Raw genomic sequence first — 14,246 nt, 5'->3', positions numbered from 1 at the left:
TTCAAGGAGGAAAAAATGAACGACAAACCAGTATCGACATTAGTGATTGCAGAGCACAACCAGCATACCTTGGCGAGCGATACGTTACGCACACTAAAGGCGGCGCAATCGCTTGGCGGTGAGGTGAGTGTGCTGGTTATGGGGCACGAATGTGAAGCCGTGGCGAACACGCTGCGTCAGTTTGATGGGGTGACGCAAGTTTTGCTCGCGCAGCACAGTGTTTATCAACATGCGTTGGCCGAAAATAGCGCCGAGCTGATTGCTAAATTGGCGGCAGATTATTCTCATATCCTGGCTCCTGCGACCACCTTTGGCAAAAACCTGCTGCCACGCGTAGCGGCGCTGCTGGATGCCGGACAGCTTTCCGACGTCATTGCCATTGAATCGAGTGATACGGTGATCCGCCCTGTCTATGCGGGCAACGTGCTGGCAAAAGTGCAATCGCTCGATGCCATCAAAGTGATGACCATTCGCAGCTCGGCGTTCGATGCGGTCTCCGACTGCGGTGGCGATGCGCCTGTGGTTGAAATCAATCAGGTTATCTTCTCCGAGACCTCTGAATTTGTGCGGCAGGAGAAAGCTGAGAGTGTTCGCCCTGAGCTGGCCGCGGCTAAGGTGGTGGTTTCCGGTGGACGAGGTTTAGGCAGCAAAGCGCAGTTTGCGTTGGTCGAACAACTGGCCGATAAACTGGGCGCAGCGGTTGGCGCTTCACGCGCGGCGGTGGACGCTGGCTTTGTGTCTAATGACTTGCAAGTCGGGCAAACGGGCAAAATCGTCGCGCCGCAGCTGTATATCGCGGTGGGTATTTCGGGGGCCATCCAACATTTGGCGGGTATGAAAGATTCCAAAGTGATTGTGGCGATCAACAGTGATGCCGATGCGCCCATTTTCCAGGTGGCCGACTATGGCTTAGTCGGGGATCTGTTTACCCTCGTGCCCGAGCTTATTGAGCAGTTGTAGTGCGTCCAATGCTGCTCATCACTGAATAGCAAAAAAGCCCGGTTGAATCATTCAACCGGGCTTTTTGTTGCTGCTTTGCTGGGCAGTATCAGCGCTTTACACGCTTGGGCGCTGTAAGTGCTGCGCTAACGCTTTGGTAAAGCGTGCCGCTTCACCACCAGTACACGCGCGGTGGTCGAAGGTGATCGACAACGGCATCGCTTTGACCGCCAAAGCTTTATCCTCCTTAATCACCACTTTTTCAATGATGCGCCCAGCACCGACGATCGCCACTTGCGGCAAGGAGACGACAGGCGTGGCGTAAATCCCCGCGATGGCGCCGAAGTTTGACAAGGTGATCGTGGCGTGTTGTAACTGTTCACGGCCAATTTTGCGCTGACGAATTCCTTTGACGGTGTCGTTCAGCCAAGTGCGGATCTCACTGGGTTCAATATCGTCAGCATTGCGCAGCACCGGAACGTATAATCCATGTGCGCTGTCCACCGCGATGCCCACATTGACGGTGTGGTGCACGCAGCGCGTCATGGTTGAGGCGTCAAACCAAGCATTGAGCGCCGGCTCTTGCTGGCAAGCGTACACCACCGCTTGGATGAGGCGCGTGGTGATGTCTTCATTCGGCCCCCAATCGGCAAGCACCGCTTCTTCAGTAATGGTGACGGCAGCAACGTTGTGGTGCGATTCCGTCATGGTGCCCACCATAGTGCGACGCGCCCCTTTGAGCACTTCAGTGCCAGGGCGTTGTTTACCCGCCTCATCGTAAACATCGGCATCGACAATCAAACCCGCCGGGCCGCTGCCTTGTACTTGGTTGATCTCTACGCCCAATTTTTGCGCCAGCAGACGCGCAGAGGGCAGGGCGCTGACTCTAGGCTCTGGCGATGCCCCTTGTTCACCACCGATCCAAAAGTCATCGACGTTGACTTGATGGGTAGTGTGGGAAACATGGCCGACGACCGTGGCGGCGTCTTGCTTTTGGCGTTCATTTTGCGCCACTGCCGTGGAGTTGGTTTCATCAATTTCCAGCAGCAAGCTGCCGATATTGACGATTTCCCCCTCTTCGCCGTGGCGACTGACGATGGTGCCTCCCCAAGGGGCGGGCACATCGACCGTGGCTTTAGCGGTTTCCACCGTGAGCACTATCTGATCGACTTTCACTAGATCGCCGGGGCGAACGTGCCATTTGATGATTTCGGATTCGGCGAGGCCTTCGCCAAGGTCTGGTAAAATAAAAGATTTCATTTCCACCCCTCCACTAGCTCACGCGCGGCTTGCACGATGTCGGCTTCTTGGATCATAAAGTACTCTTCGTTGCGGTAATACGGCATCACCGTATCTAACCCGGTGACGCGCATCGGTGGCGCTTTGAGCATACACATGGCGCTTTCGGCGACTCGGGCGATGAGCTCTGCGCCCACGCCGCCACTGCGACACGCTTCATGCACCACCAGTAGTCGTCCGGTTTTTTCCAACGAGCGCAAGATGGTGTTCATGTCGATTGGTTTGATGGAGGCCAGATCGATCACTTCCGCCTCAATGCCTTGAGCCGATAAGCTTCTTGCCGCTTGTAGTGACTCCACTACGCAAGCGCCCCACGTCACCAGCGTTAAGTCTCGCCCTTTGCGCAGGGTGAAACAGGTATCCAGTGGTAGCGCTTCGCCGTTGTCCACCACCTCGGATTTCACGGTGCGGTAGATGCGTTTGGGTTCGAAAAACATCACCGGATCGTTGCTTCTGATCGCAGCAAGCAGCAGGCCGTAGGCGCGCTGCGGCGAAGAGGGAATCACCACTTTAAAGCCGGGAATGTGCGCAAACAGCGCTTCGATACTTTCAGAATGATGTTCAGGCGCATGAATACCACCGCCAAATGGGGCGCGAAAAACCGCAGGGCAAGCAAGGCGACCCCGGGTGCGATTGCGCATTCTTGCTGCGTGACACATCAGGTGCTCCAGTGCCGGAAAGACAAATCCTTGAAACTGGAATTCGGCAACCGGGCGTAGCCCTTGGGTTGCCATGCCAACCGCCACGCCGCCAATCAGAGCTTCCGCGAGAGGCGTGTCAATCACGCGCTTTAAGCCAAACTTCTGTTTGAGGCCGACGGTCGCGCGAAACACGCCGCCGTTGTCGCCGACATCTTCACCCAGTATCACTACCGATGGGTCGTGCTCCATTTCATGGTGCAACGCGAGGTTGACCGCTTCGACTAAGGTCATTTCAGCCATGTTTGCCTCCCTGCATACGCATTGCTTTATTGATTAACTGATCTCGCTGCGCGGTCAGCTCGGTCGGTAGAGACTCGTAGAGGTAGTCAAAGGCACTTTCCGGTGCTTGCGGCGTCATGCTGAGGTAGCGCTCCACCGCCTGTTCGACAATCGCTTTGCTCTCTTCGAGCCAAGCGGCATCTTCCTCTTCGCTCCAAGCGCCTTGGGCGAGTAAAAAGGTTTTCAAGCGTTTGACTGGCTCATACTGCCAAGCTTTTTGCAAGTCATCGGCATTGCGGTAACGGCTGGCATCATCGGCGGTGGTATGATCACTTAAGCGATAGCTGACGGCTTCGATCAAGGTGGCACCTTTGCCTTTGCGAGCTCTATCCAGAGCTGTTTTAACGGCATTGTAAACAGCGACCACATCATTACCGTCGACGGTTATACCGGGAATGCCAGCACCAATCGCTTTATCGGATAATTGCCCTGCCGCGCATTGTAAATGGCGGGGGACAGAGATTGCCCACTGGTTGTTGTTGACCACAAAAACCAATGGCAAGTGCCAAACCCCCGCGCAGTTGATCGACTCAAGAAAATCGCCTTTTGAGGTCGCACCGTCGCCACAGGTCACCAGAGCGGCGTGGTGTTCACCTGCAATTTTTAACGCAGACGCAACGCCGACCGCATGGGTACATTGCGTGGCGATCGGCACGCAAAATGGCAGATCATGGTTGCGCAGTTGGCCCTCGGTGGGAGCATAGTCGCTGCCGCGCTCATCGCCGCCCCAATATTGCAGGTTTTTTTCCATACCGATGCCGCGCACCCACATAGCAGGCATGTCGCGATAGTAAGGAATAAAAACATCAGAAGGCAGTAAAGCAAGGCCGACGCCGACCCCAAACGCTTCCGAGCCCAAGTGGGACGGATATGTCCCGAGCTTTCCGGTTCTTTGCAAGGCCACGGCTTTATTGTCATAAGCACGTGTCACCAGCATGTCGCGGTAGAACTGTGTCAAAAGTGGAATATCAGCCCAAGAGGGCAATGGCGCAACCAGCTCACCAGCATGGTCGATAAATCTGCGCATGGGTAATGCCTGAACATTCATCTCACGTTCCTTTAATGCGTCGTTTCCACAAGAAACAACCAACAGAGGCCCATAACAAGCAACGCCACCGCTAAGTTTCATCTAGAGTTGATTCGCTGACAAAATGCCAAAGCCTGATATTGTGTCCTGCCAATACTCGATGCGTTAATTCATTTCCCTGCAATTAACTCATTCTGTAGTGATGAATCTTGATGTTGCTGAGTTATTGTAAGTGTAATAAAAGTGTTAAATCTTGCAGGCGATTGTTTTAGATTAAACAGTAAACCCAGCGTTACACCCTAGGTTTTTAGAGGAAAGTTCCAGTTTTTAACCAAGTGAGGCGAAGAAGTTGAATCTATTCACTAGGTTTGGCGGTAAATAAGTGACAATCTTTGTGTAAAAAAGCGTGAAGAAGCGACAACAAGCGAAAGGAAAAAGGAGAAAAACAAAGCGCCCTTCTACGCGAAAGGGCGCTGGCTGAATCAAAAAGGCTCGATTATTTGGCAAAGCTCATCAGGTGCGCTTTAACCGAATCAGAGCTGAACGCACTCTCTACACTGACTCGGTAAATCTCGAAATACTCTTGCTCAGTGAGGTCGAACGCTTCCATCACTTTACGCACTTCATCGGTCATGGTGGTGTTGGAAACCGTGCGGTTGTCGGTGTTGATCGTTACGGCAATGCCATCTTTATTGAAGGCTTTGATCGGGTGTTCACTCAAACTGTTTACGGCTTTGGTTTGCACATTGCTGCTTGGGCAGGTTTCCAGCGCCACTGCTTCATCTTTCACCAACTGATATGCTTGCGGATGATTGTGAATGAAAATGCCGTGGCCAACGCGCTCTGCACCCAACAGCGCGATCGCGTCGTGAACGTTTTGCCCTGCGCCTTGTTCACCCGCGTGAATAGTGACGTGGTAACCAAGAGATTTGGCGTATTCTGCGTAGGGGATGAACTCGTGGCAGAAGCCCGGCAGTTCACTGCCAGCTAAGTCAAATGCCACAATACCGCTCTCTTCTTTGTTAATGTGTTTCGCGCCAGCCTCAAGCACAGCCTTGATTTGATCTTTCGGCATGGTACGTAAGATAGAGAGAATGTAGTTGCCGTGAATATCATACTGCGCCTCGGCGCGTTTCATGCCTCGAACCACACTTTGCATGATTTCGTCTAGCGACAAACCTTTCACTTGATGCAGCAAGGGGCCAAATCGTACTTCCATGTATTTGACGTTTTCTTTCGCGGCATCTTCAAACAATTCGAACGAGATACGTTCCAAGGCTTGTGCGGTTTGCATCACCATGCCGGGAAGTTCAAAACGTTTCAGATATTCGTCTAGGTTAGGGCAGGTTTCTGGGGCGATCATCATCTGCTGAATTTGCGCGATGTCGCGAGTTGGCAGGGTGAGGTTTTGCTCATCGGCCAAGTCGATGATCGTTTGCGGGCGTACGCTTCCGTCCAAGTGGCAGTGTAAATCGATCTTAGGCAGGTCAAAGTAATTCATGAGTCTTCTCTTTATAAAAATCCCGGGTATAAAGTTACAGACTTCATAATCAAGAGTTTAAGGCTCTTGGTAGAAACTCCCAAACCATATCATTAGGATTATATGAAGCATTGATCGAGGCAAAGTCTAGCACTGGATACTTCTATCAGCAATTGGCAACTTGGCCGATTTTGTATGCAAAGTTCTAATTTTTTGAAGGATTTATTCAGCGGTTATCTCTTGGATTTTGTTTGCCGCAAAGTAGAATGTGACGAAAAATTCACATAGGTGACCAATCATGTTCCACGCACACGTTTACTATCCGTTAAATCGTCGCTCTGAGGCGGCTGAGTTGCACGAGAAAATTCGCCGCGAGCGTAAAGATGTTTTACAAATATTTCCTCTGGTGGATCGCTTAGTCGGGCCACACAAGATGCCCATGTTTGAGCTGCACTTTCGTGATAACCAAAAGGGGTTGATTGAGTGGCTGGACACTCAGCGCGGTGGTTTTTCGGTCCTTATTCATCCGGTAAGTGAGGAAGAGCTGCTCGACCATACCGAGCGCGCACAGTGGCTCGGTACTAACATTGGCATTTTTGAAGAGATATTCTAAGTGTGATCGCAAAATGCACATCTTTCTACCTAACTCCTTTCTAACTTGAGCTTTTGTGCTAAAACTTAATAAGTAGTGGATAAAACAGAGGCTTAGTAAATGGATTTATTTGCTGACCATCGTGCAGAAAATGGTAAAGCTGTCAGTGAGACAATTGATTTACAACGCGGCCATCAACCTTGGAAAGTGTTGCTCGTTGATGACGACGAGCAGATGCACCAGATAACGCGTCTTGCTTTATCTGGTTTTCAGTTTCAGGAGCGCAGTTTAGAGCTAATCTCGGCCTATTCTGGTATTGATGCTCGGCGAATTTTGCAAGAACAGCAAGACATCGCGGTGGCTTTTGTTGACGTGGTCATGGAAACTGAGCACGCGGGATTAGAGTTGGTGAGGTTTATCCGAGAAACCTTGGGAAACCGCTTGATTCGCTTGGTGCTGCGGACCGGGCAAGCTGGGCAAGCACCGGAAGACGTGGTGATCAAAGAGTATGAAATTGATGACTACAAAGAGAAAACCGAGCTAACTACGCAAAAACTCAAAACTGTGCTCTATTCAATGCTGCGTTCTTATCGCGACCTGTGTTTAATTGAAGAGCAAAAACAAGGGCTTAGTCGTGTAATTCAGGCTTCCGCTTTTGTGCAAAATACCACCACCTTACAAACTTATGCCTCGTCGGTTTTGGCGCAGCTTACTTCATTGCTAAAACTGGAAAAATCGGCGCTCTATTGCATTGTCAAACCCGGTCCTCAAGGGGAAGAATCACGGGCCTTGACGCTAGCCGCGACGGGATCCTATGTCGATTTCTGCGCCAAGTGCGCGTTTGATATGCTGCCAGACGTGGTGGCAGAGCGTTGCCAACAGGCTTTGCTCAGCAAGCAAACCATGAACTATGGCGATGCATTTGTGCTCTACAGCCATGATGAACAGGGCGTCGATAGCCTGTTGTATGTCAATCTCAACAAGAACTTAGATGAGTTTGACTTACAGTTACTGGAACTGTACATGCAGAACATCGGCCTGACTTTCGAAAATCTCAACCTGATGCTCGATATTCGCGAAACCTCGAAAGAGTTGGTGTACAACTTGGCTAATGCGGTCGAGGCGAGAAGCCGCGAAACGGGAGCGCACGTGCAGCGTGTTTCGCTATTTGCCGAGAAGTTAGCTCTGCTTTACGGCTTAAGCGAGTACGACAGTAGCATGATCAAACACGCCTCGCCGCTACATGACATTGGCAAAGTGGCCATTCCCGATGCGATTTTGCACAAACCGGGCAAATTGGATGCCGAAGAGTGGAGTGAGATGCAGCGTCATGTCGAGTATGGTGTGGAAATATTGAGCAAATCTAAGCGACGTTTGATCGCTGTCGGCAGAGAAATTGCCGCCTCACATCATGAAAAGTGGGATGGCTCGGGTTATCCCAACCGTTTGAGCGGAGAATCCATTCCGATTAGTGGTCGCATCGTCGCTTTGGCGGATGTGTTTGATGCTCTAGGGTCAAAACGCAGTTACAAAGAGCCGTGGAGTGACGACGACATCCTACGAGAGATCATCGCGCAAAAAGGCAAACACTTTGACCCCAAACTGGTTGAGCTTTTTCTCGATAACATTAGCGACTTTATTGCAATACGTGAAAGTAACCCCGACTAATCAGTCAATTATGGAACTCTACTCTTGGGCGATGTTCAGCGGCAGCTCCTTAGGAAAAGTGATGGTGAACTGCACCCCTTCGCCGGGGGCTGACGCAAAACGAAGGTCGCCTTTTAACTTCTGCTTGATCAAGTTAAACGCTAGGTTTAGCCCCAAACCCGAGCCGCCTTTGCCACGTTTGCTGGTGAAAAAGGGCTCGAAAATCTTTTGATGCAACGATTCATCCACACCACAGCCGTTGTCGCTGTAATGCAGAATGATGTTTTCATCTTGCTGCTCCAGTCTGATCACAATGCTGGGTTGCGCTTGCTCGGCAAAGGCGTGATTGACGCTGTTTAAAATCAGATTTGAGACGATTTGGGTTAACACGCCCGGTAGGCTATTCATTGCCAATTGATCGTCACCTTCAAGTATGGGGGTGACTGGAACTTTTCGTGTTTCTGGGTGCAAGCTGGCGATCAGCGCAGATAACACTTGTTTGACGTTGAACTCGCTACGGCTTTCGGAAATTTGATCCACCGCCGTCTGTTTGAAATCACGGATCAATTTGGCAGCGCGGTGCAGATTGTTTTCCAACATCTCGCTGCTGTCGGTCATTTGTTGCATCAATTGAGCAAACTGGGTGCTGGTCAATGACTGATCAGAGAAGGCTTGATTCAGTTGGCGTGTCGCATCACGAATGATGGACGAAGCCGTCACCGCGATCCCCAAAGGGGTGTTGACTTCGTGAGCCACGCCAGCGACCAAACCGCCCAAAGCGGCCAGCTTTTCTGATTCCACTAGGTGCTCTTGAGTTTTTTGTAGCTGCTCCATGCTCTGTTTGAGATCTAAGGTGCGCAGCGCGACCTGATGTTCGAGATTCTGGTTGAGTGTTTGTAGCTCAACTTGGGTGCGCTTAAGGTCGGTAATGTTGAGCGCAGTGCCACGAAATCCGACAAATTGGTCCTCTTCATAAAGAGCAATCGCTTGAAAGTGGAAGTACAACGCCATGCTGTTGAGCGTAATGCACTCTTCACAGCGAGAAAAATCCTGTTTCTTGAGCAAGCAACGCTTCAGTTGATTGGCGTGAGAGAACGCTCCCAGCTCACTCAGTAGCGGCTTGCGATCTTCGCTTAGGTTGAGTGCATTGAGCATGGCTTCGGAACAAAAAGTTAAACGGCCGAGGTGATCGGTTTCCCACAGCCAATCCGACGAGACATGGGTAAAATCGGTAAAGCGCTCTTGCTCACGTTTGATGTTGCGATACAGCGTAGTCACGCTAGTGGTGATGCGGTTGGTCTCATCTCCCAGCCAATCGAGTTCATCTTCGCTCTCCATCGCCCAATCGGAGTGCGCCAATGCCAAGGGCTCTGCTGGATGGCGCGGATTGTAGTTGCGCAGGTACTTGGCGATTTCAAAAATACGCCGATTTACACTGGTGTGGAACACCATCAAGATGATGGTGCAAACTAAGGTGGTTTTAATCGCGTTCATGGTCAGCGTCATTAAAAACTGCCGGATCAGTTGCTGATAAATTTGCCCAGCGTCTGATTCGACGTAAATGGTGCCAATGGTTTGCGACGTGCCATCAAGCGGGTTTTGATAAATAAGGGGAAAGCGGCTGCCGATCGCTCGCTCTTTGACCTTGTGCCCGGCATTGAACACATAATCGTCCGAGCGGATCTCTAAGAAATCGATTTTGGGCAAGTTGACCAGACCATCCAACCGCTCTTGCAGCAGCACCATATCAAACGACCACAGTGAAGCCGACAACAAACCTGCGTGCACATTCTGTATTTCGTAGTGTCGCTGCTCAACATCGTTAAACTCTTTGTCGTAATCCCAATAGAGCTGCAACAAGGTGGTAAACAAGGTGATCACGCCGCTGATGATGATCATGATCAGCACAATCCGCCGACCAATGCGGCTGAACAGTGGGTTATGAATGCTCTCTTCGTACTGCTGGACTTTGCTCATACTGGTAGGTGGCTCCTGGCACTTTCATCTCAGTATAGATGCAAATGCGTTGAACCAATGTTGCCTACCCAGCAGATTTCATTGTTATTGATAATTTCAACTACACTGCAATGGAAAAGACCATTTAAGGCGAGCACTATGAAAACGATTTCGTTACTACTCATCATGCTGTTTTCAATTTCGCTGCGCGCAGCAGATGTGTTGGTAATTGAAAGTTATCACAATCAATATGAGTGGGATAAAAGCTATTTACAGGGGCTGCGCAGTGAAGTTGCGGATAAAGCAGAGATCGTTACGTTTGAAATGGACACCAAACGCTTGCCGAGAGAGCAATATCCTTTGATGGCGGAGAAAGCGTTTGCTACGTATCAACAATTGAAGCCCAAGATCGTCGTGTTGGGTGACGACAATGCACTAAATTATATGCTGCCAAAACTCTACGACGAACCTATTTCGCTCATCTTTCTTGGTATTAATATCAATCCACGGAAATTACTTGCCACTTATCATGGTAAAGCTGAAGTGACCGGTTTGCTTGAACTGCCATTGTTTGTCAAAAATATTGGTGAGATTAAACGGATTATTGGCAAGCGCGATCTGAAAGTGTGGATATTATTTGATTCCGGTGTGACCTCTGAAATTTCCGCAAGTTATATTGACAGCCAGTATCAATTAATGAAAAAAAGTTTATCGGTCGATGTGAAAATTCATCTGATTGGCGAATTTCAAGCTTGGCAAAGTACGATTGACTCTGCGAGAAGTGAGAGGGTAGATGCCATTATCGTCGGCTTGTACCAAACCATCACCGACTCAGCAGGGAGGAATGTGTCGTCCGAGGAAGTGATTGCTTGGACCAATCAACATACTCGTGTGCCGCTGTTTGGCTTTTGGGATTTTTCTGTCGGAAAAGGCAAAACTTCAGGTGGTGTGGTTCTGTTTGGGGACGCACAAGGCAAGCAAGTCGGGCAGATCGTTAACCAGATCCTTTTGGGCACGCCAGCCAGCACCATACCGATCCAAATCGGCAATCAGGGGCGCGCGCTGTTTAGTGAGGCTGAGATGAAACGTTGGGGCTTGCAAGCACCAAATCACGCGGAGTGGGTGGAATGAGTTTGGCACTGATCTTTGAGGTGGCCCTGCTGGCGATCGCTTATTTGCTGACGTTCTTATTCTTGTTGCCTAGCCAAATCCCTCATAACCATCCGTTTGACTTTAAAGGCCCACGCTTTCTTCTCACTAAGCCTTGGGAAAAAAGCGCTAATAAAGCGTGGCGCGCCTATTATGCGCAGGTGTTGCAACCTTTTCTCGAGCAGAAAACTTTTTATGCGGTGAGTTGTTTTACGCTGTTTATCAGTTGGCACAACAGCATTTCTTGGTCGGTTTCATGGGAAAATGGTTTACCCATTATTTATCTGTTCTCGTTGGACATCAACTTGTATGACGTGAATCAGATTATCATTATTTCCTCGCTATTTTCCTTGCTATTAATGCGGCCATTTTGGCAAATATCTTTATTGGCTGCTTATTATCTTTCTTCATTATTAATAAAACGTCTCTCATTTAGTAAACTCAAATTTACTCTAGTTGCTTTCTGCTGCTTGGCATTAGCGAATTATGCGTTGACGGTGATTTTGTTTTACTTGCTCAATCGCTATTATTCTATCAGTCACGGAATGTTATTAATGCCCGGGTTTATTTTGCTCTTTGCTTTGGTGCTTTGTTTGCCGACATCACGTTTTTCACGCCAATAATCTCGCTTCGATCAACGCGACTGGCTATTTCCGCCTCCCTGAGTTAGCATTGCCGACCTTTTTTATCAGCGACGGGAGGCACTATGTTTATTGGCTTTGATTATGGTACGGCAAATTGCTCGATTGCAGTGATGCAAGAGGGCGAACCACAACTGCTACCGCTTGAAGGTGAAAGCTACTACATCCCGTCAACGTTATCGGCACCCAGTCGAGAATCGGTATCCGAGCATCTATTTCGTCATCTCAACATCAAGCCGTTTGATGCCATCGGCGAACAACTGCTGCGTCGTTCAATCAACGAAAACCGCGAAGAGAGTATCGACCTTCATCCGCAAGATGTCGCCTTTGGTCAAGCAGCGCTGGATCGCTATTTGGCCGATCCGCGTGATCTCTATTACGTAAAGTCACCGAAATCGTTTTTGGGTGCGTCCGGTTTGCATGATATCCAACTGAGTTTTATCGAAGATTTGGTGTGCGCCATGATGGTCAATATTCGCCAAAATGGCGAGAAAAGTACGCAAACGGCGATTGAAAGTGCGGTTATTGGCCGTCCGGTCAACTTTCATGGCCGTGGCGGTGAAGTGGCGAATCGTCAGGCAGAAAGCATCTTGCGCCGCGCTGCGCAGCGGGCTGGGTTCAAACAGATAGAATTCCAGTTCGAGCCTGTTGCCGCCGGGTTGGAATACGAAGCGACGTTGACGCACAATCAAACGGTGTTGGTGGTGGACATCGGCGGCGGTACCACCGACTGCTCATTGCTTGAAATGGGGCCGAAATGGCGAGGTCAGAAAGATCGCAGCGCCAGTTTACTTGCCCACACCGGGCAGCGAGTGGGGGGAAACGATCTCGACATTCATCTGGCATTTCGTCAGTTGATGACACCATTTGGCTTTGGTAGTAAAGCGCTCAGTGGCATTGATATGCCGAGAACGCAGTTCTGGAATCCGATCGCGATCAACAATGTGCAAGCGCAAAACGAGTTTTACTCGCGACAGAACTTAGCTGCGTTAAAAACATTGCATAAAGAAGCGCAAGAGCCAGAAAAACTGGCGAGATTGCTGCAGGTTTACCATGAGACGCTGGGTTATCAGATCACGCGTCGCGCCGAAGAGGCGAAAATTGTGCTATCGGAACAAGACAGATGTCGCCTGTCGCTCAATCTACTATCGGAAACGCTTGAAGTGGAGATTGAACGTCAAGAGATGATCGCCGCGATTGAAGCACCGAAACTCAAAATGGTCGAGTTGGTGCGTGAGGCGGTCGCGCAAGGTGGCAAACAGCCAGACGTTATCTTTATGACGGGCGGCTCTGCGCGCTCTCCAGTGCTGCGAGAAGCGATCGAAAGTGAGCTGCCGAACATTCCTTTAGTCAGCGGCAACTATTTCGGCTCAGTCACGGCGGGCCTCGCTCGCTGGGCGCAGGTGTGCTTCGCTTAACAGGCGGGTGCTTTGCCTAATAGGCAGCTTAGTAAGTAAATAGTGTATAAATAGTGCAAAGGCTCGCCTCTGAGGCCATTGGCAGCGCAGTTGGCGAGTTCGCTATGAAGGCGTACAATCGTTATCTCGTTGAGTTGTCTGAGCACATCGTGCGGGTTTGGTACCGTTTCATTGGAGAGATAAAATGCCTGAATGTCGTGTTAGCCGCAGTATCCACGTCGAAAAAAGTGTCGAGAAAACCATCGACTACATCAGCGATTTCACCACGTGGACGAAATGGTCACCGTGGCTGATCTTAGAGCCAAACAGCGAAGTAGCCTTCAGCACTTTTCAGCAGCAACCGGGTGCTTACTACACTTGGAAAGGTAAGCGTATCGGCCAAGGGCGAATGGAACTGGCGCATCTTTACGACAACCAATTGGTGTACCGTCTCAACTTTCTCAAACCTTTTAAAAGCCATGCTGAAGTGCGTTTTAATGTCACGCCCTCGGGCTCAGGTTGTAAAGTGGAATGGCAATATCGCGGCCACCTGCCGTGGTATCTGTTTTTTCTCAAAAGCTTTATTCGTAATATGCTGCGCATGGACTATGACCGAGGTTTGCGCATGCTGAAAAGTGCGCTGGAAACCGGGCGCGTTGACAGTAAAGTCCGTGAGCTGGGCGAACGAGTTCTGCCTGAAACCCACTATATTGGCGTTTGGGGTTCGGCAACTTTGGACGAAATTGCCACGCTGGCACAGCGCCATACGGATAACCTCAATGATTACGCGGCGCTGCATAATATCACCGCATGTGGTGAGCAGTTTAGGCTTTATCAATCCATGTCAATGCGTAAGCGGCGTTTCGATTTCATTACCTGTTTGCCTGTTTCTGAACCAATGCCTGCAGCGGAGAAGTTTGTCGCCGGTACGATTCCCGCAGGCGTCACTTTTGCGGTGGAACATCAAGGCGAATATCAATTTCTTGGCAATGCTTGGGCCTTTGCTGCATCATTAACGCGTGCCAAGAAGTTTAAAGTCAAATCTCGCCCTCTGGGCATTGAAAAGTATCTCGATAATCGAAGTGAAGTCGCTCCAGACCAATTGCGTACGGAAGTGATGCTATTTAAAAAGGGCTAAC

Annotated in this window: 12 protein-coding genes and 1 riboswitch; of the genes, 7 read left to right on the top strand and 5 right to left on the bottom strand. The window is 50.0% G+C overall.

Annotated elements, in window-relative coordinates:
* The first annotated feature begins 15 nt into the window (after positions 1-15).
* Complete coding sequence (locus tag UF06_RS04970) at positions 16-960, top strand: FAD-binding protein (protein WP_045569461.1); 945 nt, start codon at positions 16-18, stop codon at positions 958-960.
* 96 nt (positions 961-1,056) lie between these two features.
* On the opposite strand, the gene UF06_RS04965 is transcribed toward UF06_RS04970, so the two are convergent.
* The 4 genes from UF06_RS04965 to add form a co-directional block, all read right to left on the bottom strand.
* Complete coding sequence (locus tag UF06_RS04965; protein WP_045569460.1) at positions 1,057-2,199, bottom strand: dihydrolipoamide acetyltransferase family protein; 1,143 nt, start codon at positions 2,197-2,199, stop codon at positions 1,057-1,059.
* Positions 2,196-3,179: an alpha-ketoacid dehydrogenase subunit beta gene (locus UF06_RS04960; RefSeq protein WP_039436643.1), complete on the bottom strand. Its 984-nt coding sequence runs from the start codon at positions 3,177-3,179 to the stop codon at positions 2,196-2,198. Before UF06_RS04960 ends, UF06_RS04965 begins: the two co-directional genes overlap by 4 nt.
* Complete coding sequence (pdhA, locus tag UF06_RS04955; protein WP_045569459.1) at positions 3,172-4,266, bottom strand: pyruvate dehydrogenase (acetyl-transferring) E1 component subunit alpha; 1,095 nt, start codon at positions 4,264-4,266, stop codon at positions 3,172-3,174. Before pdhA ends, UF06_RS04960 begins: the two co-directional genes overlap by 8 nt.
* A 475-nt stretch (positions 4,267-4,741) precedes the next feature.
* Positions 4,742-5,746 carry an adenosine deaminase gene (gene add, locus UF06_RS04950; RefSeq protein WP_045569458.1) on the bottom strand — a complete coding sequence of 335 codons (1,005 nt, stop codon included), beginning with the start codon at positions 5,744-5,746 and terminating at the stop codon, positions 4,742-4,744.
* Between the two features lie 26 nt (positions 5,747-5,772).
* A riboswitch (purine riboswitch) is annotated at positions 5,773-5,872 on the bottom strand.
* Between the two features lie 151 nt (positions 5,873-6,023).
* Here add and UF06_RS04945 point away from each other — a divergent pair.
* Together UF06_RS04945 and UF06_RS04940 are read left to right on the top strand one after the other, a co-directional pair.
* On the top strand, positions 6,024-6,338 hold the full coding sequence (locus UF06_RS04945) for a DOPA 4,5-dioxygenase family protein (protein ID WP_045569457.1): 315 nt from the start codon (positions 6,024-6,026) through the stop codon (positions 6,336-6,338).
* Between the two features lie 99 nt (positions 6,339-6,437).
* Complete coding sequence (locus UF06_RS04940; RefSeq protein WP_045569456.1) at positions 6,438-7,985, top strand: DUF3369 domain-containing protein; 1,548 nt, start codon at positions 6,438-6,440, stop codon at positions 7,983-7,985.
* 18 nt (positions 7,986-8,003) lie between these two features.
* On the opposite strand, the gene UF06_RS04935 is transcribed toward UF06_RS04940, so the two are convergent.
* On the bottom strand, positions 8,004-9,941 hold the full coding sequence (locus UF06_RS04935; RefSeq protein WP_045569455.1) for an ATP-binding protein: 1,938 nt from the start codon (positions 9,939-9,941) through the stop codon (positions 8,004-8,006).
* A gap of 138 nt (positions 9,942-10,079) precedes the next feature.
* On the opposite strand from UF06_RS04935, the gene UF06_RS04930 reads away from it, so the two are divergent.
* The 4 genes from UF06_RS04930 (at position 10,080) to UF06_RS04915 (ending at position 14,245) form a co-directional block, all read left to right on the top strand.
* Complete coding sequence (locus UF06_RS04930; protein ID WP_045569454.1) at positions 10,080-11,051, top strand: sugar ABC transporter ATPase; 972 nt, start codon at positions 10,080-10,082, stop codon at positions 11,049-11,051.
* Positions 11,048-11,692 carry a hypothetical protein gene (locus UF06_RS04925; protein ID WP_045569453.1) on the top strand — a complete coding sequence of 215 codons (645 nt, stop codon included), beginning with the start codon at positions 11,048-11,050 and terminating at the stop codon, positions 11,690-11,692. The genes UF06_RS04930 and UF06_RS04925 overlap by 4 nt, the downstream gene beginning before the upstream one ends.
* An 83-nt stretch (positions 11,693-11,775) precedes the next feature.
* Complete coding sequence (gene yegD, locus UF06_RS04920; RefSeq protein WP_045569452.1) at positions 11,776-13,128, top strand: molecular chaperone; 1,353 nt, start codon at positions 11,776-11,778, stop codon at positions 13,126-13,128.
* A gap of 184 nt (positions 13,129-13,312) precedes the next feature.
* Positions 13,313-14,245, top strand: coding sequence for an SRPBCC family protein (locus UF06_RS04915; RefSeq protein ID WP_045569451.1), 933 nt, complete (start codon positions 13,313-13,315; stop codon positions 14,243-14,245).
* Position 14,246: the final 1 nt, after the last annotated feature.

It is taken from the genome of Vibrio sp. S234-5, from assembly GCF_000960595.1.
GTDB lineage: Bacteria > Pseudomonadota > Gammaproteobacteria > Enterobacterales > Vibrionaceae > Vibrio.
The sequence above is the reverse complement of the archived record's forward strand: the minus strand, read 5'-3'. Positions and strand labels throughout refer to the sequence as shown.